Origin of the sequence: Collimonas sp. NPDC087041 (assembly GCF_044745265.1) — a bacterium.
GTDB lineage: Bacteria > Pseudomonadota > Gammaproteobacteria > Burkholderiales > Burkholderiaceae_D > Collimonas.
This window is the reverse complement of the sequence record NZ_JBIUZX010000017.1, coordinates 12,345-35,916: the sequence shown is the minus strand read 5'-3', so window position 1 is coordinate 35,916 and position 23,572 is coordinate 12,345. Positions and strand designations below refer to the sequence as shown.

At 51.4% G+C, this 23,572-nt stretch carries 22 protein-coding genes; 19 read left to right on the top strand and 3 right to left on the bottom strand.

Annotated elements, in window-relative coordinates:
* Nucleotides 1-86 precede the first annotated feature (86 nt).
* A complete protein-coding gene (locus tag ACIPF8_RS22810) occupies nt 87-329 on the top strand; it encodes a helix-turn-helix domain-containing protein (RefSeq protein WP_400425783.1) in 243 nt (80 codons plus the stop codon).
* Nucleotides 330-334: 5 nt separating this feature from the next.
* On the opposite strand, the gene ACIPF8_RS22805 is transcribed toward ACIPF8_RS22810, so the two are convergent.
* Nucleotides 335-748: a hypothetical protein gene (locus tag ACIPF8_RS22805; protein ID WP_400425781.1), complete on the bottom strand. Its 414-nt coding sequence runs from the start codon at nt 746-748 to the stop codon at nt 335-337.
* Between the two features lie 413 nt (nt 749-1,161).
* On the opposite strand from ACIPF8_RS22805, the gene ACIPF8_RS22800 reads away from it, so the two are divergent.
* On the top strand, nt 1,162-1,434 hold the full coding sequence (locus tag ACIPF8_RS22800) for a helix-turn-helix domain-containing protein (protein WP_400425779.1): 273 nt from the start codon (nt 1,162-1,164) through the stop codon (nt 1,432-1,434).
* 584 nt (nt 1,435-2,018) lie between these two features.
* Here ACIPF8_RS22800 and ACIPF8_RS22795 read toward each other — a convergent pair.
* A complete protein-coding gene (locus ACIPF8_RS22795) occupies nt 2,019-2,420 on the bottom strand; it encodes a helix-turn-helix domain-containing protein (RefSeq protein ID WP_400425777.1) in 402 nt (133 codons plus the stop codon).
* 118 nt (nt 2,421-2,538) lie between these two features.
* On the opposite strand from ACIPF8_RS22795, the gene ACIPF8_RS22790 reads away from it, so the two are divergent.
* From ACIPF8_RS22790 to ACIPF8_RS22770, 5 genes are all read left to right on the top strand, one after another.
* Nucleotides 2,539-2,775: a hypothetical protein gene (locus tag ACIPF8_RS22790; RefSeq protein WP_400425775.1), complete on the top strand. Its 237-nt coding sequence runs from the start codon at nt 2,539-2,541 to the stop codon at nt 2,773-2,775.
* A gap of 890 nt (nt 2,776-3,665) precedes the next feature.
* A complete protein-coding gene (locus ACIPF8_RS22785; RefSeq protein ID WP_400425773.1) occupies nt 3,666-4,415 on the top strand; it encodes an autoinducer binding domain-containing protein in 750 nt (249 codons plus the stop codon).
* Between the two features lie 19 nt (nt 4,416-4,434).
* Nucleotides 4,435-5,523, top strand: a complete 1,089-nt coding sequence (locus ACIPF8_RS22780; protein WP_400425772.1) for a fatty acid desaturase — start codon at nt 4,435-4,437, stop codon at nt 5,521-5,523.
* Between the two features lie 85 nt (nt 5,524-5,608).
* Complete coding sequence (locus ACIPF8_RS22775) at nt 5,609-5,812, top strand: hypothetical protein (RefSeq protein ID WP_400425770.1); 204 nt, start codon at nt 5,609-5,611, stop codon at nt 5,810-5,812.
* Between the two features lie 95 nt (nt 5,813-5,907).
* A complete protein-coding gene (locus tag ACIPF8_RS22770; RefSeq protein ID WP_400425768.1) occupies nt 5,908-6,702 on the top strand; it encodes a DUF5677 domain-containing protein in 795 nt (264 codons plus the stop codon).
* A gap of 140 nt (nt 6,703-6,842) precedes the next feature.
* Here ACIPF8_RS22770 and mnmH read toward each other — a convergent pair whose 3' ends face one another.
* Nucleotides 6,843-7,868: a tRNA 2-selenouridine(34) synthase MnmH gene (mnmH, locus tag ACIPF8_RS22765; RefSeq protein ID WP_400425766.1), complete on the bottom strand. Its 1,026-nt coding sequence runs from the start codon at nt 7,866-7,868 to the stop codon at nt 6,843-6,845.
* A gap of 585 nt (nt 7,869-8,453) precedes the next feature.
* On the opposite strand from mnmH, the gene tssH reads away from it, so the two are divergent.
* The 12 genes from tssH to tssL all read left to right on the top strand — a co-directional run bounded on the left by tssH (nt 8,454) and on the right by tssL (nt 23,565).
* Complete coding sequence (gene tssH, locus ACIPF8_RS22760) at nt 8,454-11,147, top strand: type VI secretion system ATPase TssH (protein WP_400425764.1); 2,694 nt, start codon at nt 8,454-8,456, stop codon at nt 11,145-11,147.
* 51 nt (nt 11,148-11,198) lie between these two features.
* The gene (tssB, locus tag ACIPF8_RS22755) at nt 11,199-11,726 is read left to right on the top strand and encodes a type VI secretion system contractile sheath small subunit (RefSeq protein WP_211443017.1); all 528 of its coding nucleotides are present in this window, start codon (nt 11,199-11,201) and stop codon (nt 11,724-11,726) included.
* A gap of 15 nt (nt 11,727-11,741) precedes the next feature.
* On the top strand, nt 11,742-13,265 hold the full coding sequence (tssC, locus tag ACIPF8_RS22750) for a type VI secretion system contractile sheath large subunit (RefSeq protein WP_400425762.1): 1,524 nt from the start codon (nt 11,742-11,744) through the stop codon (nt 13,263-13,265).
* 151 nt (nt 13,266-13,416) lie between these two features.
* Nucleotides 13,417-13,899 carry an Hcp family type VI secretion system effector gene (locus ACIPF8_RS22745; protein ID WP_400425760.1) on the top strand — a complete coding sequence of 161 codons (483 nt, stop codon included), beginning with the start codon at nt 13,417-13,419 and terminating at the stop codon, nt 13,897-13,899.
* 137 nt (nt 13,900-14,036) lie between these two features.
* Entirely contained in the window at nt 14,037-14,570 is a 534-nt protein-coding gene (gene tssJ, locus ACIPF8_RS22740) for a type VI secretion system lipoprotein TssJ (RefSeq protein ID WP_400425758.1), read from the top strand.
* A gap of 14 nt (nt 14,571-14,584) precedes the next feature.
* Nucleotides 14,585-15,934: a type VI secretion system baseplate subunit TssK gene (tssK, locus tag ACIPF8_RS22735; RefSeq protein WP_400425756.1), complete on the top strand. Its 1,350-nt coding sequence runs from the start codon at nt 14,585-14,587 to the stop codon at nt 15,932-15,934.
* Between the two features lie 49 nt (nt 15,935-15,983).
* Complete coding sequence (locus tag ACIPF8_RS22730) at nt 15,984-18,560, top strand: type VI secretion system Vgr family protein (protein ID WP_400425754.1); 2,577 nt, start codon at nt 15,984-15,986, stop codon at nt 18,558-18,560.
* On the top strand, nt 18,557-19,345 hold the full coding sequence (locus ACIPF8_RS22725) for a DUF4123 domain-containing protein (protein WP_400425752.1): 789 nt from the start codon (nt 18,557-18,559) through the stop codon (nt 19,343-19,345). The genes ACIPF8_RS22730 and ACIPF8_RS22725 overlap by 4 nt, the downstream gene beginning before the upstream one ends.
* Before the next feature lie 13 nt (nt 19,346-19,358).
* Nucleotides 19,359-19,964 carry a DUF3304 domain-containing protein gene (locus tag ACIPF8_RS22720; RefSeq protein ID WP_400425750.1) on the top strand — a complete coding sequence of 202 codons (606 nt, stop codon included), beginning with the start codon at nt 19,359-19,361 and terminating at the stop codon, nt 19,962-19,964.
* Between the two features lie 113 nt (nt 19,965-20,077).
* Nucleotides 20,078-21,706 (top strand): T6SS phospholipase effector Tle1-like catalytic domain-containing protein, encoded by a 1,629-nt coding sequence (locus ACIPF8_RS22715; RefSeq protein ID WP_400425748.1) that lies wholly within the window; start codon nt 20,078-20,080, stop codon nt 21,704-21,706.
* Nucleotides 21,707-21,769: 63 nt separating this feature from the next.
* Complete coding sequence (locus tag ACIPF8_RS22710; protein WP_400425746.1) at nt 21,770-22,048, top strand: PAAR domain-containing protein; 279 nt, start codon at nt 21,770-21,772, stop codon at nt 22,046-22,048.
* A 101-nt stretch (nt 22,049-22,149) separates the two neighbouring features.
* Nucleotides 22,150-23,565 (top strand): type VI secretion system protein TssL, long form, encoded by a 1,416-nt coding sequence (gene tssL / locus ACIPF8_RS22705; RefSeq protein ID WP_400425744.1) that lies wholly within the window; start codon nt 22,150-22,152, stop codon nt 23,563-23,565.
* Nucleotides 23,566-23,572 lie beyond the last annotated feature (7 nt).

Below are 23,572 nucleotides of genomic sequence, written 5' to 3'. Positions count from 1 at the left end.
CAGCGAAATGTCATGATGCAAACTAACACCTTAAATGAGGAAGATTACCCGTGGCAATATTGGCATCATACCGAGAAAATTGCGGCATGCCAATTGCATCTCCCCATTCGAAAGATAAAGCCTTAACAGCGTTTGGCGCGGGTGTCCGACGTGCGAGAAAGGAACGTGCGGTGTCTCAAGAGGAGTTGGCGTTGAAATGCGGGATTGATCGTTCTTATATGGGATCAATTGAGCGCGGCGAGCAAAACACTGGATTACTGCACATTGCTCGTATAGCTAAAGCTCTCGACATGAAAATTTCGGAACTTATGGTTGTTTCGAAGCTTTAGGACGATCAATACTCATCCGGTAGTAAAAGCGTTGTCACACTACGATCATGCTCCGTGATTATCCAAAGCCGTTCACGCCTCCCCCCTAGCCTGTACTCTGACAATATCCGATTGCCGTCCGTAACCGCCCGAACGTTTTCTGTTGCATCTTCTGCGCAAACCACACCCCAATCGCCGAACTGATGCCGCTTCAAGTACACGCTCCCATTGACGCCCAGCCTATCCAGCAGCTCCACGGCGCCACGTGTGGCGACGATATCGCCAAGCGCAAAGAGCGGTTGCCCGATCTGCGCTGGCACAAACACGATGAAGGCGGAAAACAACTCCAGCTCCTCCTGTGATATTGGTGGCCCAACGTCGTTACCATCACCAGTTGTATTTGCGTGACTTTCCTGTTTGTCGTGAGTATCTCGATTCATATGAACTCCTTAATAAGGTATGGACGAACGATTTCCTCCGATCAATCGGATGTCGAAATGCGAAGGCATTCGCTCGTTGGATGGTTAGATATTGATGTGAAACAGAAGGGATAAAACTGGGTTACACAAGATGTCGAGCGAAGCGTCGATTAACTGCAGTGATTGAGCAATCGATATATGCGGAATCAACGGGAATTGATAGGCATCAGAAAACTTAATACGACGCTTCTGAAACACCAAATCGAACAATCGCACCGCGACGCATTCCCCAATTTAATCAATGTCACTATGTCGTTACCAATGCATAGGGGCACTGATCTCGAACGCTGGGGGAGCGTCCATTTTGTGTATCCTAAACATATTATATCATATCCCAATATGGGATATTTCGTATCCGGATTTAGGATGTAATCATGGCTCACCCTATTCACTCCCCGTCGTATATTGTCCTTGCAGAACTGCTCACCGAGCGGCGCAAGGAGTTAGGCTTGTTGCAAGCTGAAGTTGCCGTAATGTTGAACAAACCCCAATCGTTTGTCTCAAAATACGAGTCTGCGGGCCGCAGATTAGATTTTATTGAATTGATCGATGTACTGCGCGCCTTGAAAACTGATCCACATGGATTTTTAGATCAATTGACGTCCCAACTTGACGCTCGGCAGGTGACAACAAATTTCATGCGCTGAAGGGGCCGCTTGCAACCAACCGAAATACGTTGCCCGCGACTGCTCCCCCTCCCGTAACGAAGCAAACGCGCGCGATACGCAAATAAGGAGGTTTTCTATTTGATGTTGATTTGATAGTCGAAATGAAAAACCCCTTGATTTATCAATAAAATCAAGGGGTTATCAGTGTTTTTGGCGAGAGGGGGATTCGAATCATCGCCTCCAGCCCTTATAAATAAACGATTTTATTCGTAAAAATATAAAAAGAACCCCCAGAAGTACCCCCAAATTATTTTACTACCCAACCTGAAAACGAGTGCTTTTATGCACTGATTACTCATGTTAAATTTTCAAAAAAAATTTAACGACTGTTGGAAAATTGAGACGTATTGCGTTTAATAGAGGATAAACGAGCCCATCACACCACTGTAGCGATCTGTTCTTGATGGGAGCATTGGAGGCAAACTATTAAATCAGCTAGCGAGTCTTACTCGTACTGAGAAAAACTGCCTCCAAGAACTCGTTCCCTAATCTTAAAACCCGCTCCCAGAAACACAAAATTACGGGGGCTAATTTTTAAGATCGGCAAGATTGTCGCCGTCAATTTACTCGTTATTCAAAATTGCGGCGAACTCGGTCGCCATACGTAAAACCAATGCGCGCTTCGACTCAGATAAGTTTGCTAGACATGCGATCAGGCTCGCGGCTTGGTCAGTAGGATGACTAGAAGTATCCCGCAACAGATCTTCCATTGGAAAATCCAAAGCACCAGCCAACGTTGATAGTCTCCCAAGAGATGGCGATATCCCTCCCGTTTCCAAGCGCGAAACACTCTCCTTCTCAATTCCCAGTCTTTCAGCCAGTTCTGCCTGGGTCAATCTCAATTCTTTACGCCTTGCCGCCAAACGCGCACCAATCAGTTTGGAGAGATGCTTGTCGCGCTGCTTTGCCTGATCTTCCAAGAGGATTCCCCCCATGTCATTTGATGACATAGAGTGTTGGCTCATCCCAACCCCACATAAATGACATACAATGCAATTTATGACGTAATATGCATTTTTTAAAGTTTTTTTTACTCAACAAGATAAAAACTCTAATTCATTCGAATTACCTCGCCAAAACTCTATGTTCATACTGAATTTACCCCCCATCGAAGAAGTCAGGGACATTGTTCTTGACATGATGCCCGTGATCGCGCCCGATGCCGATCCTGAGACCGTTCAAAAATCCATCATCTTTGCCGAGAATCTTGTAGCGTTGTTTCATCTTGCAAAATTCGCAGCAACGACAGAAGCAGTTTTAAAGATAATGTTGTCAGGGATGATCTCGGCCACTGAGTTTGCCGATAGGGATTGGCATTAGTAGATCTGACAAACAAGCCGATTGCCATTGACGGTACAAAAGTATCTTGTCATCGCGACACTCCGTGAGCAAAGCAATTATTCCACGATTTCATATCGCTGATCGCAGTCCCCTCCTCGCCTGTCCTGAGAGTTAAATGCACTGCTTTTAACGCAGCTGGAAAAAAACCAAAGTCCACAAGCTGCGCGGGGGCCACGGGGAAATTCGTTGCGTCAATGTGACGCAAAATGACGCAGTTTTAGAGTGACCCCCTGCCACCTAATGATCAAGGACATCAGTTTCAAACGATTCCAATTCACAATGCACTATACTGACCAAGACGCTATCAAAAGTGAGTACGGTCGGTTGGCCGTCCTTTTATTTTCACCAGCAATTTGTAATAACGGCCAATGTGCCGTCATAGAAATTGGCGAATGTATTTTTACCAAAAAGAAATGACTTCCGAAAACACTCTCAGCTTTTCCTGCCCTGATTGCGGTCATCAATATCAGGATGACTGGGAAGTGCTTGAGCAAAATCAGATACATGAAATCAAGTGCGAGCAATGCGCCAGCGAATTTTATCTTCTCATCCAAGAATGCGAATACTGCGAAGAGTCAACCTCGCATATTTGGCAATTGCGGCCCACATCCGACATCATTGACAATATCGTATGCAGATACTGCAACAAGCCGGCCAGACGTACGCAAGAGGATGAATGAACAATCAGATGTAAAGATTGTTCACAGTTCACAAATAAGTTTCGATGCACAATAAAGCCGGGATAGCCGGTTTTATTTTATCTCAATAGTTGCACAAAAGACAATTAAAGCGAACCTGGCTTGCTGTCTCCAAATAAAATTTCCCACTGCGTAGGTTGCACGCCGGGAAATGACTAAAGAAGATTCGACATGGAAATAGAACATTTTCTGCCGCAGGATGCCTATGTCGCGTTGGGAAAAATAGCCCGTTGCCAATCGGAAGCTGACGTGGCCTCGCTCACCAAACAAGTTGTCTTGGTGCTGGGAGCAACGTCATATGTGTACTCTACATTGACGTCTGACGATAGAAGCAACGATAGGGAAAGCTATCGCTATTTTATTGGTTGCGACCCGCAATGGTGCCGCATTTACAACGAGCGTAAATGGTTTATGAATGACCCGTTTGTTGAGTACAGCCGCTATAACACTGAACCCATCATCGCCGACCAGATTGTGTTGCAGACGAGTGGCCAAATTGAAATGCTGAGCGTCGCCGCTACATATGGTTTTAAAAGTGGAATGGTGATACCCACCCACAGTAGCCAAAGCGCAAATGAACGAATTGGCTTGCTATATATCGGCGTTGACGCACCCGCGGATGTCGGCAATCAATTGATGCATCTTCACCGTATTTCTTACCGTGCACTCGGCATGGAGTTACTTGATTGGTGGATTCGTTTTTTGAGGGCAGAGGCCGCCCGTAAATTCAATCTCAGCGAAGAAGAAATCAATATGCTGCAGCAGGTAAAAAACGGGGCTGCAGTGACGGAACTTAGTGCAAAACTTGGCATCACATCGAGCAAGCTATATCGGCTGCTGAACGTCATTCAGGACAAATTCAATGTCGATAAAATTGGTGCCGCCGTAGCCATCGCCAAATTCAACGGATTACTCGGATAAAGAAGGTGGCGCGGTGAGAATGCAAAGCAGGCCAATCAAGAATGCCGGCTACTTATTAGCGCTGATACCGCAAATGTTGCTCGTTGCAGGTACGTACATGGACTTTCCGTGGCTGTCGGTGGCCTTCTTCTTTATGCTGTTGCCGTTGGTGCGAAAATTTATTGGCAACGATTTGTCACCGCCCAACCGGCAGCTATCACCGCTTCTTGGTACATATTTGCGGGCGATACCTCGTCTATATTGTACGTGCTGGGCTTTCGTCCTGCCTTGGACAATGTGGATTCTCGCCACCAAGCCGATGACCATTTCTGAATACATAGGCTTTACCCTGGCGCTGTGGATAGTGTGCTCCCTGAACACTGCCATTGCGCACGAGCTCATTCATTCTCGCAGCCGCTTCAATCGCAAGTTGGGAGATTTGCTCGACGCGACGGTAGGATATTTTCATTTCACAGAAGAACATCTCAGCCATCATGCCAGCAACGGTAGTCATGATGAAAGTGATGCGGCAGTGCCGGGGACATCAATCTATGTCTTCGCGTTCCGCCGCTATATGCGGTCTTTACGCGTGGCCTGGAATTATGAGAGTGCGCGCTTAAACCGGACGAAGTCAAGGTGGTTTGCGAACCGGCTGGTCGGCAAACTGCTCATTTCAATTGCCGTCGCGTCGGCTTACTATATCTTCGCCGGTATGATTGGCCTGGGAATATACCTGTTTCAAGTTGCCGGCGCTGCGTTTTCGGTGCAGGCAATCACTTACTTGCAGCATTGGGGCTTGTCCGAAAAAGACACGCCAGCAATGGCCGACTATGGTTACTCTTGGGAGGATGGGTGTTGGATGCAGGCATGCGTGACGTTGAACCATGCTTTCCATGGGCAACACCACTTGACCATAGCAAAGCCATACTATGCCTTGAGTCTCAACAAAGGAGGCCTGTCACTGCCGGCGTCCTATCCGGTCATGTTTGTTGTTGCGCTGTTCCCGACATTCTTTACACGTCTGATGAAAGATAGGCTGGCAATCTGGATTGCGAACACCGAGACGTCAGTAGACGATGCCGACTGCACAGGTGCTACCAGAGTAGTGAAAGCCTTACGCGATACTTAGCGTTTGCGCCGGATTGGCGAGTCCCCTTGGTGCCCGGCAATGAAGATGTTTGGTTTGAAGAAGAAATGTTAAGAACGGGTCCATAATGGATAATCAGAAAGTCGCACAATGGCATGCAAAAATTATCGACGTCTGCGAAGAAAAGCTTCAACGTTCTCTTTCGGACGACGAGCGAAATTTCGTGCGGAGCCGGGAAGGATTTGCGGCGCTAGAGATGATTGAGGATACGGTGGCTGCTATGTCGCCCGGACAGTTGGCGGCGTATTTGAACTCCGAAATCGACTCCTAACGGCCGAGGTTGTGTGAAAACGCAAAAACATGAAATTTTCGTGGGTAGGGTGACCATTGCCGATAGAGAGAAATTTCACGTTAGGATTGACGAATATGCACTACCGCGATGCAGATGACACCTACTTTAATATCGTCAAAACCGATGGAGCGACGCTCTTTGCCAGTATCGGTCGGACAGCGTTCCCGGACACCTATCGGGCCATGTTCGGCTTCTGCGCGAAGACTAACAGTCTGAAAACTGCCATGTTCGATGCCGTCGAGTCCAATAATCCGTATGCCTTCAAAGTCCTGTTTCGCTGCTTTTGCGAGCATTACCTCCGTTTCATGTACATCTGGTCCCGCTTTGTCCGCGAGAACTCAGATTCCATTGGCAGCGAGTATTATTCCTTTTGTGGAGCCGTCGAAGCCCAAGACTATGTCTCTGCCATTTCAATGGCAGAAACTCTGCTGGGAAACACAGTTGTAGCAGATGTTAAGATGGTATTGGAAAAACTCTATCCTGAAGCTGCGAAGTTGAGCAAGAGGGAGTTGGAGCAATATTCCAACCAGTTTAAGTACCGCGCAATACTTAAGTTTCTCGCGGGTGAGCAGTTCGGTTTCGTCGGCAAGGACAGCCCATTCTTGGCCCAAATTGTCCCTGCATACGCTCTGCTGTCATCTTTCGTACATGGAGGCCCATATACCGACATGGAGATGGCCGGCTATTCAGAACCAAAGGCACTCAAGGAATGCGAGAAAGATGCGGAGGTCGTATTCCTTATGGCCGCCAGTGTCTTTATGTGCACAGCTGCAGCAGTGTCGAGAGAGCATTCTGAGCTCACGTCCATTGGGGCGAGAGTGAATCAAGTCATCAAACAATTCGTCGCGGAAGATGGCAACGAAAGCTAGCTACTACTATCGAGTAGACCGTCAGCCTCCATTGTCCCCGTCGCCGCTCATGGCGAATTGCGCGGGACTATTTCCGCATCGTCAGCTCTGGGTCGAGGCTGTCGGCCATTTGAAAAAATCGAACGAAAAATAACGCTGCATCATTCATATTGATTGATGAGTTGCTTTGCAATTGGAAAGAGCGCTTCCGGGGATAAGTCTTCAAGCGTGAGGGCAGGAGAACTGTCTATCGTTGGATAATTGCGTAAACAGGACCGCCGATACGCGACATCGTAATGTGAACGCATCAAGCGTTCGAACAAGGCTGGAATTTCGCGCTTATTGGCTAATTCCTCCCATGCGGCCACTTCCGCATTACCGACCAAAGGCCGGAGAAATTTTAGCTTCGCCACCAGAGAATTCGGGTCGGTCTCGAAATGCGCGTAATCTTCCCTCCACATTTTTACCCGTTGCGGCATAGATGTCTCTACTTGCAGAGTGACACCAGCTCTCATGGTTTCCAGTAAATTTTCCGGCAACTGAACATTCCCAATTTTCTTACTCTCGGCCTCCACCCATATTGGGCGGTCGGTTGAATAGGTGGAAAGTTGGAGGAGTAAAAAACTGTCAAACAGTTTTTGTGATGGCTGTGTATGCCCAGGAATGGCGCCGATGACTGAGCCGCGATGAACGGCTAGTTCTTCGAGGTCCAGGACTTGAGCGCCTGCCAGATGCAGTGCAGTGAGTAAGCGTGTCTTGCCGCATCCTGTCGGGCCGGTTAATACGTTGTAGCGATACGTTCCTGGCAAATTCTTGAGTTGTTCGTTGACGCTGCGGCGATATTCCTTCCATCCACCCTTAAGGCGCTCCACGCGATAGCCGATGACTTCGAGCGCGTCGCACCACAGACGGCTACGTTTGCCACCGCGAAAACAGTAAACAAGTATGCGGCTCTTGCGGTTATAGGTATCGAAACTTTCACCCAAATGCCTGGCGATGTTCAGCAATGAATATTGCACACCGATTTTATAGGCGCCCATCGGGTCTGTACGATGCAAGGTTCCCACTTCCGCATATTCATCGTCGTTCACTACGGGAAAATTGACCGCTCCAGGAATATGGTCCTCCGCAAATTCACGGGGGCAACGCGCGTCAATGATGAGGTCGTAATTTTTAAAATCGTCCATTTTCCGCAATGCGTAAATTTTTAGTAACCCTATAGGTTACCTCAATTTTTTAACTTCCCCTAGAAATTAGGCCTATTGGTTTTCGCAGCCGTAAATCAGACAATTGACTCTTGAGTGACTCGTTTTTTTCTACGCACATTCAGATGTGATTCGCGCCAGTAATGGCTGCGTGTAATTAATGAGAAATTTCGGGCTGAGAACCATTTCGGCGTTGGCTGTTTTTCAGTTGACTGAACAGCTTCCAGTGAAAACTAACGGATTGAAAAACGTACTCGCTAATTAATGACAATGCTTAACAATTAGTGATAATTCGTCGGGAAAAATTTTGCAAACAATGGTTGATTTTAGGCAATCACAGCGAGCAGTTTCTTTTGACGATGAAATTATCTGCTAACTTGTATGTGAGAAATAATTTCAGAAAAGTGAGATGAAATTTTTCTGAAGATGCTGTGAGATTTTTCTGAAATTCCATGAAGAGTCGTGAATTGCGCACGGCGTTGACGAAAAATCTTCCTGTTACTTACTATAATTTTTATCCCCGCTGCGGTGCCACGCAGAAAAACAAAACAAAGCAGGTGCCTCACGATGAGTCTTTCCCGTCATATTCTTTTCGGCAAACTCGATACCACGCTTTTTAAGGCGGTCGAATCTGCAACGGCCTTTTGCAAACTACGTGGTAATCCCTACGTAGAGTTGGTGCATTGGCTGAATCAGTTGCATCAACTGCCCGATGGTGATTGGCAGCGTGTCTTGCGGCATTTTCAAATAGATGCAGCGACGTTGGACCGCGATTTGGTTTCTGCATTGGCAGCGCTTCCAGCGGGTGCGACTTCCATCAGCGACTTTTCTCATCATATTGAAACCGCGATTGAACGCGCATGGGTGACGGCCACTCTACTCGCGGATGACTATCGCATCCGTGGTGCCTGGTTGCTGTGCGCTCTGGTTGAAACACCAGAATTGCGACGCGTGCTGCTGGGTATTTCCCCTGCGTTTTCCAAAATTCCCTCGCAAGACCTTGCAGAACTGTTACCTGCAATTGTGCTTGAGTCACCGGAAAGTCACGAATCGTCACACGATGGTTCTGGCTTGCCTTCGGCCGTGCCGGGGGAAGCCAGTCGTGCGATGACGAATCCGGCGTCGGATAAGTCATCCTTGGCGCAGTACTGCACGGACTTGACAGAAAACGCACGCGCCGGACGCATTGACCCCGTTATCGGTCGCGAACATGAAATTCGCACCATGGTCGACATTCTGCTGCGCAGACGACAAAACAACCCCTTACTGACAGGGGAAGCCGGCGTCGGTAAAACCGCTGTCGTGGAAGGTCTGGCGCTCGCAATTGCGAAACAGGAAGTGCCGCCTGCATTGCGTGAGGTGCGGTTACTGAGCCTAGATGTAGGCGCATTGCTGGCCGGCGCCAGTATGAAGGGCGAATTCGAGTCGCGCCTAAAGGGACTGCTTGAAGAAGCTACACGCTCCCCGGTGCCCGTCATTCTGTTCATCGATGAAATTCACACCTTGATTGGCGCTGGCGGGCAAGCTGGTACGGGTGACGCTGCCAATCTGCTGAAACCTGCCTTGGCGCGCGGAACGCTACGAACCGTTGGCGCCACCACCTGGAGCGAATACAAGCGCCATATCGAAAAGGACCCGGCGTTGACTCGCCGCTTCCAGGTGCTACAGGTGATGGAACCGGAAGAAGTCGCCGCAATCAACATGGTGCGTGGGTTGGTTGGCACATTTACCGAGCATCACAAAGTCTGGATTATGGATGACGCGGTACGCGCTGCAGTCACGCTTTCACACCGCTACATACCTGCGCGCCAGTTGCCGGATAAAGCGATTAGTCTGCTCGATACCGCTTGCGCGCGGGTCGCCATGTCGTTGCACACTCCGCCTGCGCGTGTGGAATATCTTCGTCAAGGCCTTGCAGCAGCGCAACTTGAACGAGAACTTATTGTTCGTGAAGCCAGCGTCGGCCATGCAAATACGCAGCGACTGTCGGAGCTTGAAATATGGCTGTCCACTCTTCAGCAGGAACTATCCGAACTCGAGGCCCGTTGGCAGGAAGAGCGTGCACTCGTCGAAGAAATCATTCATAAACGCAGCACACTACTTGCCGCGCAAGATAAAACCGAGGATAAGAACGATAGCGCATCACCTCCAACACTGGCGGAACTGAATGAGCTGGAAACGAAACTTGCGGCACTACAGCAAGATACGCCACTCATCACCCCGCATGTCGGTGAAGCCGTCGTTGCGGCGATTGTGTCAGATTGGACCGGAATACCTCTAGGGCGAATGGTCAAGGACGAAATCAGCGCGGTGCTGGAGTTGCCCCAGACCCTGGAGCAACGCATCATAGGGCAGCCGCACGCTCTGGCAATGTTGGGCGAGCGTATTTTGACTTCCAAGGCGCGCCTCACGGACCCTAATAAGCCGGTTGGTGTATTCCTGCTGGTCGGACCTTCCGGTGCCGGTAAAACCGAAACGGCACTGGCATTGGCCGAAACGCTCTATGGCGGTGAACAGAATCTCATCACCGTGAATATGAGCGAGTACCAGGAAGCGCACACCGTCTCCACGCTGAAAGGCTCGCCGCCAGGATATGTCGGCTATGGCGAGGGTGGCGTGCTGACAGAAGCCGTACGTCGCCGGCCCTATAGCGTAGTACTGCTCGATGAAATCGAAAAAGCCCATCCCGATGTACATGAAATGTTCTTTCAAGTCTTCGACAAAGGCTGGATGGCAGATGGCGAAGGCAAATTCATCGATTTCAAGAATACCGTCATTCTTTTAACCAGCAACTCCGGTTCGGAATTGATTTCTGCCTTGTGTGAGGACCCTGATACGGCGCCTACCTCGGAGGCGCTTGCGTCAGCCTTGCAACCTGAGTTGCGCAAAGTCTTTCCTGCAGCCTTCCTTGGCCGTCTCGCCGTGGTGCCATATTTGCCGCTGGATGACGCATCTCTCATTCGTATTGTTCGATTGCATTTGGACAAAGTCATTGCGCGTATGCGCGCGCAACACCACGTTGCCCTGGAAATCAGCGACGCGGTGGTTGCCCACATCGTTGACCAATGCGGCACTTCCGAATCTGGCGCTCGGTTGCTGGTCAGTTTCATTGAACAGAGCATTTTGCCCAAGCTGTCGCGGCTTTGGTTTGCCTCGTTGGAAGAAAACCGTAATACACATCGCAGCATTACCCGTATCCATCTGGGCTTTGACCCTCAGGACGCAGAGGGAGGGCTTCGCTACGAGACAAGTTACGACTAAGCCAATCATCACAATCGCATCATCGCCCCACCTTACTTGAAGGGAGTTTTTATGAGCAGCAGCAATAATTCGCAAAAATTCATCGCCCGCAATCGCGCGCCCCGTGTGCAAATTGAATACGACGTTGAAATCTATGGCGCCGAAAAGAAAATCGAACTGCCATTTGTCATGGGCGTACTCGCTGATTTGTCGGGCAAGCCGGTCGCACCGCTGCCAGCTGTGGCGGACCGCAAATTCCTTGAAATCGACATCGACAACTTCGACGAACGCATGAAAGCGATTGCCCCGCGCGTCGCCTTCTCGGTGCCAAATACCTTGTCCGGCGACGGGCATCTGATGGTCGATATCACCTTCGAGAGCATGGATGACTTCTCGCCAGCGGCCGTCGCCAGCAAAGTCGATGCGCTGAACCAGCTCCTGCAGGCGCGCACACAGCTCTCCAATCTGCAAACCTACATGGACGGCAAGTCCGGTGCGGAAGGCCTTGTCAACAAGCTGTTGCAGGACCCTGCCTTGATGCAGGCCCTGGCGGCAACTCCCAAGCCGAATGGCGCCGACACCGCAACCAAGTTGAATTAAAAGAGAAGGAAAACCATGAGCGTCCAAAAATCGAGTGCTGTCGGCGCAGCCGCCAAATCAGCCGCCGGTCAAGCTGCTACCCAATTTGCTACTCCCGATGAATTTTCGGCATTGCTTGACCGCGAATTCAAGCCAAAAACCGACCAGGCGCGCGACGCCGTCGAAGCTGCCGTGCGCACCCTGGCGCAGCAGGCGTTGGCCAATACGCAAACCATCAGCGACGACGCCTACTCGGCGATTGAGTCGGTAATTGCCGAAATTGACCGCAAGCTGTCCGAGCAAATCAATCTGATTCTGCACAAGGAAGAATTCCAGCAACTGGAGTCGGCCTGGCGTGGCCTGAGTCACTTGGTCACCAATACGGAAACGGATGAGCAACTCAAAATCCGCGTAATGGATATCTCCAAGGACGAATTGCGCCGCACCATGCGCCGCCATAAGGGCATTGCGTGGGACCAAAGCCCAGTCTTCAAGCGCATCTACGAAGAAGAGTTTGGTCAACTCGGCGGGGAGCCATACGGCTGCCTGGTGGCCGACTATTATTTCGACCACACGCCACCTGATGTGGAACTGCTGAGCGCGATTGCCAAAATCTCTGCCGCGGCACATGCACCGTTTATTTCGGGGGGCTCGCCATCTTCCCTGCAGATGGAAAGTTGGCAGGAATTGGCGAATCCACGCGATTTGGCCAAGATTACCTCGAATTTGGAGCACGCCGCCTGGAATTCGCTGCGCGATACGGACGATGCGCGCTACATCGGCCTGGCCATGCCGCGGTTCCTGTCGCGTCTGCCGTATGGCGCTAAGACCAATCCGGTTGACGAATTCAATTTTGAAGAGCAAACCGACGGCGCCGACCACAAGAAGTACATCTGGAGCAACGCCGCCTACGCGATGGCGGTCAACATCAACCGCAGTTTCAAGAACTACGGCTGGTGCACGATGATTCGCGGCGTCGAATCCGGCGGTACTGTCGAAAACCTGCCATGTCATACCTTCCCGACCGATGACGGCGGCATCGACATGAAATGTCCGACAGAAATCGCCATTTCAGACCGTCGCGAAGCTGAGTTGGCCCGCGCCGGCTACATTCCGCTGGTCCATCGCAAGAATACCGACCACGCGACCTTCATCGGCGCGCAGTCCCTGCAAAAGCCACAGGAATATCACGATGCCGATGCAACGGCTAACGCCAACCTGTCGGCACGCCTGCCGTACCTGTTCGCCAGCTCACGCTTTGCGCACTATCTGAAATGCATCGTGCGCGACAAAATCGGTGCGTTCAAGGAGCGTGAAGATATGCAGCGCTGGTTGAACGAATGGATTATGAATTACGTCGATGCTGACCCGGCCAACTCTTCCCAAGAAACTAAAGCCAAGCGTCCGTTGGCTGCGGCCGAAGTCGTGGTGGAAGAAATTGAAGGCAACCCAGGTTTTTACAGCGCTAAGTTCTTCTTGCGTCCTCACTTCCAACTGGAAGGTTTGACTGTTTCACTGCGACTCGTCGCCAAGCTGCCGTCCATTAAGCAAGCTGCTTAATGAAAAAATGAGGCGTTGTAATCGGCGCCTCATTTTGCGGCTGTAGTTTTATCAAAGGGTGGTTGCAGTCGGCAGAAGGAACATGAATACCGCAAGTTCATCTGCTATTTTTAAGTAGTATTTTATCAACGTAAATAGAAGGAATATGGCTATGGCACAAGATATTTTTATCAAAATCGCGGGCATCGAAGGTGAATCTGGCGACGACAAGCACAAGAACGAAATCGAAGTCAGCAACTGGGCCTGGGAAATCCGCCAAGACACCAACATGCATTCGGGCAGCGGCGGTGGCGCAGGCAAGGCGACAGTCGAAGACCTGACATTCGACCATTTTGTAGACCGTTCGAGCCCTAACCTGATGAAGTACTGCCTGAGCGGCAAGCACATCGACACCGCAGTGCTCGTGGTGCGTAAAGCCGGCGGCAATCCGTTGGAATACCTGAAGCTGACCATGAGCGATGTCATCGTGACGATGGTCAAGCCTTCCGGCAGTAACAAGGACGAGCGGATTTCCGAGCAAGTGCGTCTGTCGTTCGCCAAAGTCATGCAAGAGTATATGGTGCAGAACGCGCAAGGCGGCAGCGGCGGTGCAGTCACTGCCAGCTACGACATCAAGGCCAACAAAGAAGGTTAATTGCGATTGTATTACCCAGTCTGGGGCTGGGTACGCCTGTGTGCGTATCCAGTCCCAGGTTTTAGTTGGACCAGAGTTTCGATGTCCACCGAAAATGACATGCGTGTGAGCGATGTTGACAATGACCAGATAACTTCATGAACTCTCTTCGAACACATTTCCGCCGACGGTGCCTTGCAGTCTTGTCGAGCTTGCTGCTCCTGCTGCTCGTCATTCCGGCGATTGGTCAGGCTCAGGTGGTCAAAGAGCCGACCAAACTCGATATCACGATTCACGCCACCGACGACGTCAATCCGACCGACCAGGGACAAGCCGCGCCCATCATGGTGCGCGTGTATGAATTGAAGTCGGACGAGACGTTCAAGCAAGCCGATTTTTTTACATTACAAAATACCGATAAAGCCGTGTTGGGCGCCGACATGCTGGTCAAGGACGAATTCATCCTGCGCCCCGGCGACAGTAAGACCATTCGTCGTGCATCCTACGCCGACACCGCTGTCATCGGTGTACTGGCAGCGTATCGCGATTTACCGAATGCCACCTGGCGCGAAGTCTACAAACTGTCTGACGCGCCGGAAGCTGCCTGGTATCGCAGTGTATTGCCTTCGCCCAAGGCCAAGCTGAATATTGAGCTGCGAACCAAAGACATCAACATCACCGAAATCAAGTAGAAAGCGCGTATTTCATGAGCTGGCATAACAAAGTCATCTGGACCGAAGGTTTATTTCTACGGCCCCAACTCTTTCAGCAGCAAGAGCGCTATCTGGAAAGCTACGCGCATCTGCGCGCCGCATCGTCGACCCCGTTCTACTGGGGTTTTCATCGTTATGCCATCGACATTGGTTCGCTCTCGCTTGGCAAACTGGTGATTTCCAGTGCTGCGGGTATTTTTACCGATGGCACGCCATTCCAGATGCCGGCCCAAACGCCGCCGCCGCCACCGTTGACCATTCAGCCTGAACACATCGACCAGCTGATTTACCTGGCCGTGCCGATTCGCACACCGAATGCTGAAGAGGCCACCTTCGATGAAGGTAGTGGCGGGTCGCTGGCACGCTACGCTGTGATAGATGAAGAGCTGCGCGATGCCAATTCGATTGGCCAGGGCCCCAAGTTGGTGCAACTGGCGCAGCTGCGTTTGCGTCTGCTGCCGCACAAGGAATTGACGGACGCCTGGATAGGCCTGCCGATTGCCAAGGTCACCGCGCTGCATTCGGATGGCAGCGCTGAGCTGGATTTCGACCTAATTCCGCCGGTGACGGGTATTGGCACGAATACGCTGCTGTCCAGCTGGGTGACAAAAATACAGGGTTTGACCCACTTGCGCGGCAATACGCTAGCATCGCGCCTGACCGGCGCTGACGGCAAGGCGTCGGATGCCGCTGAGGTTTCCGACTACTTGCTGCTGCAAATTCTCAACCGCTACGAGCCATTGCTCAACCATATGCTCACGGTGCAGGAAACCTCACCCGAAGACTTATATACCTTGCTGTGCAGCTTCGGTGGCGAGCTGTCGACCTTCGTTCGCACTACCACTCGGCGTCCCAAGAAGTGGCCGGCTTATCAGCACGTCAATCCTTACGTCACCTTCAAGGAGTTGACTGACGATGTACATGCGATGTTGAATGAAGTACTGGTGCGCAGCGCCCAACGCATCGACTTCGAAGTCCGGCCGCATGGCATGCGCCTGGCGTCGATTGACCCAGCCACGCTGCAGAGTTTCGGCAACCTGGTGCTCGCGGTCGCTGCACAAATGCCATCGGATTTGCTGGTCACGCAATTCGCCGCGCAAAGCAAGGTCGGTCCATCCGACCGGCTGCCGGAACTAATTCGCTCACATCTGCCGGGCATCAGTATGTCGGCGTTGCCAGTACCGCCGCGGCAAATTCCGTTCAATGCCGGTTTCGTCTATTACGAGCTTGGCAATAGCGGCCCGATGTGGGAACACATTCTCAAGCACGGGGGCCTGGCCATGCACATCGCCGGCGACTTCCCTGGATTACGCCTGGAACTATGGGGCGTGCGGGAAAAGTAACCGCAGCATATCGTCGCGAAATGAACATACAGCTAAAGGATGACCGAACATGACTTCCCTATTTGATAAGTTCTCCAGCCGCACGCTTAGCGTGAGCAGCTCTGTGATTCCGGTGCTGATGGGCGAGCCGGCATTAGTGGCGGTATCGATTATCGGCACAGAAGGCGTGGACAGTCTGTTCGACTATCAGGTCGTCCTGAAGACGCCCGATGCCTTGAACCATCTGATTAGCCAGACCGCCGATTTCAAGACGCAGGAATGGCTGGGCCAGGAAATGTCGGTGCAGATTCAGCTCGAAGGCAGTGGCAGTTTCGTTGCCGGACAAGTGGGCGTGAGCGGCATGGGCAATGTCGGCGCCGGCGTACGCGAAATCAACGGCATCATCGATGATGCCAGGTTCTTGCGTGTGGAAGGGCGATACGCGTTCTATGAAGTCCGGCTCAAGCCTTGGTTGTCTATGGCTACCCTTATCACCGACTGCAAGATTTTTCAGGACAAGACGGTCAAGGAAGTCATCGATGAGTCGCTGTCCGGACTGAACTATTCGATTGAATGGCGTTTAATCGATACCTATCCAAAGCGTGACTACACCACCCAGTTCAACGAAAGCACTTTCCATTTTGTGAGCCGCTTGTGCGAGACATGGGGAATTTCCTATTTCTTTGAACATAGCGAGGGTAAGCACCGCCTTATTTTTACCGACTACATGGGCGGTTATCGGCCAAATGCCAGTGAAGCGTATCAAACGGTCATGTTTCACACACCGAACGCCAAGATTGACGAGGAATATATCCACGCCTTCGTCCCGGCCAATAAGCTCACATCCGGCATTTTTACGACCAGGGATTTTGACTACACCCGACCGCGCGCTGACCTGACCGTCACCCAGGAAGACCCGATTCAGGACGCCGGCCATAATCAACACGAAGTGTATGAGTGGCACAACCCTAGCAGTGGGCACAGCCATTACGTGCAGCCCAAAGCCGGTCCGAACCAGGCGACCAATGTGCCGCTGGATGAGGGGCAATTCCTGGCCCGTATTCGCATGGAGCAACTGCATTGCAAGGCTTATCGTGCCTACGGCAGTGGCCATCTCAAGGGTATGCAGCCGGGCCACAGTTTCAAACTCCACGGTCATCCGCGCAATACCGCCAATATTGACTACCTGATTCTCAGCACCAAGCTGACCATCAGAGAAGTCGCCCAGGAAACCCAAAGCCCGGGTAATCCGAACGCGCAACGCCACGAAGTGGAAGTGGACTTCGATGTCTATCCGTTGCGCGGCGCCGGCGGTTATCGTCCAGCCAGTAAAACGCCGATACCGAAGATGTATGGCGTGGAGTCCGCCATCGTGGTGGGCCCAGAAAATCAGGACCTCTGGACTGACAATCTGGGTCGTATCAAGATACAGTTCCACTGGGACCGCCTCGGAAAAAACGACCAGAACAGCTGCTGCTGGGTCCGCGTTTCTTCGCCATGGGCCGGCAACCAGCTGGGTGGCGTGCATATCCCGCGCATGGGGCAGGAAGTTCTCATCGGGTTCATTAGCGGTAATCCGGATTTGCCCATCTGCACGGACCGCGTCCACAATCAAAGCAATTTGCATCCATGGCAATTACCTAGCCAGCAAGCGTTGTCCGGATTTCGTTCCAGGGAACTCACGCCCGGCGGGGGTAACGCTGCTGGGGGGAGAAGCAATCACCTGGTGATGGACGATAGTGAGGGCAAGATTCAGGCGCAGCTGAAATCGGACCACCTGCACAGTCAGTTGAGTTTGGGGTATATCACCCGTATTGAAGATAATCAAGGTCGTAAAGACGAGCGGGGTGAAGGCTTTGCTCTTGAGACTGGTGGGCATGGAGCGGTGCGAGCTGGCCGGGGTATGCTCATTTCTACCGAGCTACGCGACAAGGCCATCAGTCATATTAAAGACATCGACGAAAGTATTCAGCGTTTGACCGAAGCAAGAAGTTTGGCCGAACAAGCCATGAAACTCGCCGAGCATCATCAAGCGCAGGAAAGTGACGTATCCCAAAGCGATGTTACCAAAGAACTCAAGCAACAAAACGACGAAATCAAAGGAAGTGGGAAGCAAGGCGAATTCACCCAACCCCACTTAGTTTTGTCCAGTCCTGCCGGAATTGCCAGCACGACCCCGGAAAACACTCATATAGCCAGCGGCAAGCATAACCAGTTGACCAGTGGCGGCCATACCAGCATCACCGCGCAGCAGGGTATCTTGGCCAGCGCATTAAAGGGGATACGGTTCTTTGCGCATAAATTAGGGATGAAGCTGATTGCCGCTTACGGAGATATCGACCTGCAGGCGCAGCACGGTAATGTGCACATTTTTGCACAAGACACCGTTATCGTGAAATGCAAAACCTTCATTGTTGAAGCCGAAGATGAGATTCTGCATAAGGTCAACGGGACTTATCAGCGCATGAATAAGACCAATATTACCGATGGCATGCTGGGTGTGCGCAAGATTAATGCAGCCAGCTTGTCCGTGCCGGGACCGGATACTTTACCTATGGTACCCACCAAAATGCCGACATCGGATATTTGCATTCCCTGCCTACTTAAAGCCGCGCTATCCGGCAATTATTCCGCGACCTACTCATGAACGATACTCATCAACATAAAACATTTGTATTGCTCGATGCCGGCATGATTGGCGGTGTCTCGACGTACATTACTGGCGCGCCTGACCGGTTTCCGTCTTGGCTCACGCCTGTATATAAGGATGACGCGGCCGAATTTGGTCCCCTCGTCATTGATATGGAGTTGGCGGACCAGGCCGGCGACGGCAAAGTCCTGCAGGAGATGCTATGCGCAATGATTCCGCGCCTGCATTTTTCGCTTATCGACACGGAGTTGACGCAAGAGGTACTGACAGAGCATCTGCGTCAATTCATTTTCTTTTCCACAGAAGACTCGGAACATTACGTGCTGCGCTTTGCCGATTGTCGTGTACTTCCAGCACTGGCGACGACGCTCACGCCTGAACAATGGGCGACACTGACCAGGTTGCTTAGCCGTTGGCAGATACGCGGGCGCGATGGGAAATTAGTCGATTTGCCGTTGACAGATGTTACTGCAGAGGCTGTTACACCACCGCTGATTTTTAGCGATGCACAAATCGAAGCGCTAAGTGATGCTACTGAGCCAGACCAGATGATTTTCAATATCAAGACCACATATCCGACGCAAAATTTTTTAGGTAGTGCAGCCGACCATTATCAGTGGGCCAAGCAGAGCATCGTACTTTGGAAAAATGCCGGATGCACAGACAGAGCGCAACTTCTTGACTTTGTTGTGCGAGTATTCCATTCGTTGGGCGCATTGTTGAACGACCCGCAATTGTCGGTCATTCTGGCGCATCAAGCGGTCAAACAATCTTCTAAATAAAAAGGGAATCACTATGCATTCTGCAAAACATGGAATTCGCCGTTGTTGGACACATGTTTGCTTCGTGGGCCTGCTGTTCTTAGGTTTGACGGCCTGTGCCAACTTACAGGCACAGCGCGTCAATACTGACTTAGTGCCGGTAAACGTGATTGGCGTACAGCATATGGGGCCAAATTTTAACGTGTCGGAGTTTTATATCGACAATGCTGGTGGGGGAAATATTCCGCGCACAGGAGGTGGCGGGGGCAATATCTGCTGCGCTGCGTTACCGGAAAAATGGCGCCCAGGTATGACAGCAGTGGTGCGCTGGAGCGTTGGTGACTGGAGTCATGAAAATCGCGCAGAGATAGAGGCGGAAAATTACACCAGCATAAAATCCGGAGGTTTATTCAAAGCCACAGTCCCCATCGAGAAATACGACGAACCAGGCCGACTCTATGTGCATTTTTTCCCGGGTGGAAAAGTCCGTGTGATATCAAGCAATCTTGGTGTGTTGCACCCCGATTATCCGATTCCATACGGCCCGCGCGATGACGCGACCGCGACGGTAGGCGTACCTGTTCAAGAATTATTCACGAAAGAAGAGTTGCTGCAAAAGCGAACTGGGGCCACGCAATGAGACAAGACACGCTGGAATATACCAAATTCACTCCTACCAAGGTGGCCCCCGCTGACGGAATCAGTTGGGTCAAGTCGAAGTACTGTGTTAGCCCCACGGAATGCGCGCTCAACATGAGCGTTGGATTATTCTTTGATGGTACGAATAATAATATGGACCGAGATAAGCCGGGCATGGGACACACCAATGTTGTACGCCTCTACGACGCCTACTGGGACAAACCGGAGGAAGGACTATACCGACAATACGTTCCTGGCGTCGGCACAATTTTCACGGAAATTGGTGAGCGAGGGGAAAGCCCAAAGTTGGGTAGCGGGTTGGCCTGGGGGTGCGAAGAACGGATTCTTTTCGGCCTGCTGACGGTGCTCGATTCGATTCATCTGCGTGCATTTAAGACATCGATGTTTACTGATAAGCAAATCAGGGTTCTCTGCACTCGTGACATAGTCAGTGACCAGCAGGAAAAAACCTACCTTCTTCCGTTAGGCATGGAATATGGCCTAAAGACAGACGATACGCCGAAGGAGTTGCTCAAAAAACTTGTCGCGCAACTTGAGCAAAAGTTCAAAGACCCGAGTAACAAAGTCAAAATAGGCGAGTGCATGGTGGACGTTTTCGGCTTTTCCCGAGGGGCCGCGCAAGCACGGGTGTTTTGCACATGGCTTAACGAGATATTGACTGACGGAAAACTGGCCGGAGTCATTGTCCAGTTACGTTTTGTTGGGCTGTTCGACACTGTGTCGTCCTACGGCCTCGTTAGCGACACATTGACTGACCAAACACGTGGTCATGCAGGTTGGGCCAAACCAGGCAATCTGCAGATGAAACCGGAATACGCCAAGTATTGCGTTCACATGGTGGCGATGCACGAGTTTCGCAGGAATTTCCCGCTTGATACTATCGAAGTCGGCGGCAAACTTCCATCCAACTGTCGTGAGTTTGCCTATCCAGGCGCCCACAGCGATGTCGGTGGTGGCTACGAGCCCGGTGCATTAGGTGTCGCCGTTGGCGCTACCCAACCTGAGGGTGATGCTCTGAAGCTGTCGCAAATTACCCTCAATCACATGTTTGCTTGTGCAGTGGCCGCCAACGTACCAATGACGAAAGAGCATGCGTTAGATGCAAAAACTTTACACAATCCATTCGCGATTAATCCTCGCGTCACGCAAGCGCATGCCGATTTTCTTACCGAGTCTGGAACTTCAGGAAAATTATTGCACGAATGGGCGCAGCCCTATTTGACCTGGCGTTGGAAGGTGCGCGCTGAATACTCCCAAATAGAACAGTTTAAAAAGGCTACAGGGGTAGACAAAGAAGGAATCAAAGATAGCGATTTGATGCGGAAGGCTAATCAAAAATTTATTGACGATGCCAAGTTCATTGACGATGACCCAAAAAAATCTGCTGAACTTTTTAAGTTGGCCCAAACGAATTTTCCCGCTTACAAGACGAAGATGAAAAATCTCGCCCGCCAGCGCGCCGCAGAGACAGATATTCCACAGCTCGCACCGTACTTAGACCCGGAAGCTCCAATGATTCTGGACTTGGTCAAGAAAAATGCTCCACTTATCTCGTCGTCGTTATGTCGTTTTTTCGACCAATTCGTCCACGACTCATATGCTGGATTTGTCAAATCATTGATGGAGCCTACCGGCTACTGGCGGTATCGCAAAGCATTTGAAGGCGATGACGTAGCAATGATTGCGGAGGTAGAGCCGAATGATAGCGGAGCTTTGGGATGACAAGGAAATATCTGAAGCCGTCCTGTTTAACGATGACAACGGCTATTTTTCGTCGGGGGCTATATGGAAAAAATGATTATCAGAGTAGGAGATGGCACCAGTCACAACGGCAGAGTGATAACGGGGTCACCTCAACACTCTGTATTGGGGCGCGCCATTGCGCGCTTGGGCGATTTGGTCAGTTGTCCGCAATTTTATCCCGATGGTAGGCCGCATGGCGTGAACAAAATCATCACGGCCAGTGGCTACTTGATTGGTGATATTCCCGCCGCCTGTGATGGCGACTTAACGGAATGTGGCTGCACGCTTATCGGCACTGTCGGCGCGTCGTCGGGTAAATGACAATGCGCTCCCGCTGACTTTAAAGAGATACACAGATTTATCCATCCTCTGCGCTAGCAGTGGCATTGCTATACCGATTTATTTTTAAGCCTAACTCTATTATGAATTCTAATACCGCCAGTCTTGCATCTCAAGATGATGAGTCTATCGAAAAGCTGTCCGAAAAATATGCATCTCAAAAAGACAGCCCAGCCGAGAGTGGCGGCCTATTTTCCGGCCTGAACGTTGGTGCCAATGTCGACGCAGGATTGGAGCCGACCGATGAAATTAACCGCCGGTTTGTAAAAATCCAAGCTGCTCGCAATCCCTTGCTCGAAGCAGCCAAGCCGCTGTTGCTGGCCTTGGCCCAACTTCCGAGGCAGATATTTCCCCATCCGGACCAAGTGACTGTCTTCCGCAAACTGCTGGAACACGAAGTCATCACTTTTACCAATTTATGTAATCGGGCAAACATCAAGCGCGAGCATACGATAGCGGCCAGCTATGCCCTGTGCAGTGCTCTGGATGAATTTGCCAATCATACAGACTGGGGCGGTGGCAAGGATGGCGGTGCCGGAGTCTGGTCAACCCAGATGCTGGCTTCGCAGTTTCATAGCGATACGCAGGGCGGTAAAAAGGTATTCCTCTTGATTGGCCGTCTGATGGCTAATCCTATGGAGCATATCCATTTGCTGGAGGTCATGTTCCGTATTTTGGCGCTGGGTGTCGAAGGACAATACAGCACTCAGCCAAATGGCAGACGCGACGTCGATACAATCCGCGCCCATATCTATGCGGCGCTGTCGAAGGCACGCGAGCCGGTTCCGCTGGCCTTGTCTCCACACTGGAAAGGCGAAGCCGCAGGTAAGCTCGGTCTGTTGCGCAGTGTTCCTGTCTGGGTGACCGCCTCGGTGCTGACGTTGGCTGCGTTTGGTCTCTTCTCCTGGTACAAATATCAATTGCTCACGCACAGCAATGCGTTGGAAGAGCAAATCAATGCTATCGGCAAGATGACGCCACCACCTAGGCCAATTTCCCCGCCATTACGTCTAGCGGAGCTGCTCAAGAACGAAATCGCCAGCGGCCAGGTGAAGGTCGACGAGGATTCCAAGCATAGCGCCGTGACCTTCAAGGGGGACGACATGTTTGTACCTGGGCAAGCCAAGGTGTCTCCTAAAATCTTACCGCTGTTGGATAAGGTAGCGGACCAGATTGCCAAGGTCTCCGGACCGGTACAAGTGATTGGCCATACCGACAATATCCCCATCAAGACCGCCAAGTTTCCGAACAATCAGATGCTCTCCGAAGAGCGCGCGGCCAGCGTGGCAGACGCTTTACAGGTCCGCGGCGTTTCTGTTTCGCGCATGAATATCAGCGGTAAGGGGGATACAGAGCCAGTCGTAGGGAATGCGACGCCAGCACAGCGCGCACAGAACCGGAGGGTCGAAATTATCGTCAGGCAGTCCGATGGCAGCGTTGCAAAAACAACTATTGCAGCCCCATTTCCCGCCTCCGTACCTGCTGACGTTGCTCGCTGAGCTGACA

What these genes read in the sequence shown, in the direction of transcription:
- tssB (WP_211443017.1), top strand. Translation starts at nt 11,199, where the DNA reads ATGAGCAGCAGCAATAATTCGCAAAAATTCATCGCCCGCAATCGCGCG.
- ACIPF8_RS22720 (WP_400425750.1), top strand. Translation starts at nt 19,359, where the DNA reads ATGCATTCTGCAAAACATGGAATTCGCCGTTGTTGGACACATGTTTGC.
- ACIPF8_RS22775 (WP_400425770.1), top strand. Translation starts at nt 5,609, where the DNA reads ATGGATAATCAGAAAGTCGCACAATGGCATGCAAAAATTATCGACGTC.
- ACIPF8_RS22805 (WP_400425781.1), bottom strand. Translation starts at nt 748, where the DNA reads ATGAATCGAGATACTCACGACAAACAGGAAAGTCACGCAAATACAACT.
- tssK (WP_400425756.1), top strand. Translation starts at nt 14,585, where the DNA reads ATGAGCTGGCATAACAAAGTCATCTGGACCGAAGGTTTATTTCTACGG.
- tssH (WP_400425764.1), top strand. Translation starts at nt 8,454, where the DNA reads ATGAGTCTTTCCCGTCATATTCTTTTCGGCAAACTCGATACCACGCTT.
- ACIPF8_RS22810 (WP_400425783.1), top strand. Translation starts at nt 87, where the DNA reads ATGCCAATTGCATCTCCCCATTCGAAAGATAAAGCCTTAACAGCGTTT.
- ACIPF8_RS22715 (WP_400425748.1), top strand. Translation starts at nt 20,078, where the DNA reads ATGAGCGTTGGATTATTCTTTGATGGTACGAATAATAATATGGACCGA.
- ACIPF8_RS22780 (WP_400425772.1), top strand. Translation starts at nt 4,435, where the DNA reads ATGCAAAGCAGGCCAATCAAGAATGCCGGCTACTTATTAGCGCTGATA.
- ACIPF8_RS22785 (WP_400425773.1), top strand. Translation starts at nt 3,666, where the DNA reads ATGGAAATAGAACATTTTCTGCCGCAGGATGCCTATGTCGCGTTGGGA.
- mnmH (WP_400425766.1), bottom strand. Translation starts at nt 7,868, where the DNA reads ATGGACGATTTTAAAAATTACGACCTCATCATTGACGCGCGTTGCCCC.
- ACIPF8_RS22795 (WP_400425777.1), bottom strand. Translation starts at nt 2,420, where the DNA reads ATGAGCCAACACTCTATGTCATCAAATGACATGGGGGGAATCCTCTTG.
- tssJ (WP_400425758.1), top strand. Translation starts at nt 14,037, where the DNA reads ATGAACTCTCTTCGAACACATTTCCGCCGACGGTGCCTTGCAGTCTTG.
- ACIPF8_RS22725 (WP_400425752.1), top strand. Translation starts at nt 18,557, where the DNA reads ATGAACGATACTCATCAACATAAAACATTTGTATTGCTCGATGCCGGC.
- ACIPF8_RS22710 (WP_400425746.1), top strand. Translation starts at nt 21,770, where the DNA reads ATGGAAAAAATGATTATCAGAGTAGGAGATGGCACCAGTCACAACGGC.
- ACIPF8_RS22730 (WP_400425754.1), top strand. Translation starts at nt 15,984, where the DNA reads ATGACTTCCCTATTTGATAAGTTCTCCAGCCGCACGCTTAGCGTGAGC.
- tssC (WP_400425762.1), top strand. Translation starts at nt 11,742, where the DNA reads ATGAGCGTCCAAAAATCGAGTGCTGTCGGCGCAGCCGCCAAATCAGCC.
- ACIPF8_RS22745 (WP_400425760.1), top strand. Translation starts at nt 13,417, where the DNA reads ATGGCACAAGATATTTTTATCAAAATCGCGGGCATCGAAGGTGAATCT.
- ACIPF8_RS22770 (WP_400425768.1), top strand. Translation starts at nt 5,908, where the DNA reads ATGCACTACCGCGATGCAGATGACACCTACTTTAATATCGTCAAAACC.
- tssL (WP_400425744.1), top strand. Translation starts at nt 22,150, where the DNA reads ATGAATTCTAATACCGCCAGTCTTGCATCTCAAGATGATGAGTCTATC.
- ACIPF8_RS22800 (WP_400425779.1), top strand. Translation starts at nt 1,162, where the DNA reads ATGGCTCACCCTATTCACTCCCCGTCGTATATTGTCCTTGCAGAACTG.
- ACIPF8_RS22790 (WP_400425775.1), top strand. Translation starts at nt 2,539, where the DNA reads ATGTTCATACTGAATTTACCCCCCATCGAAGAAGTCAGGGACATTGTT.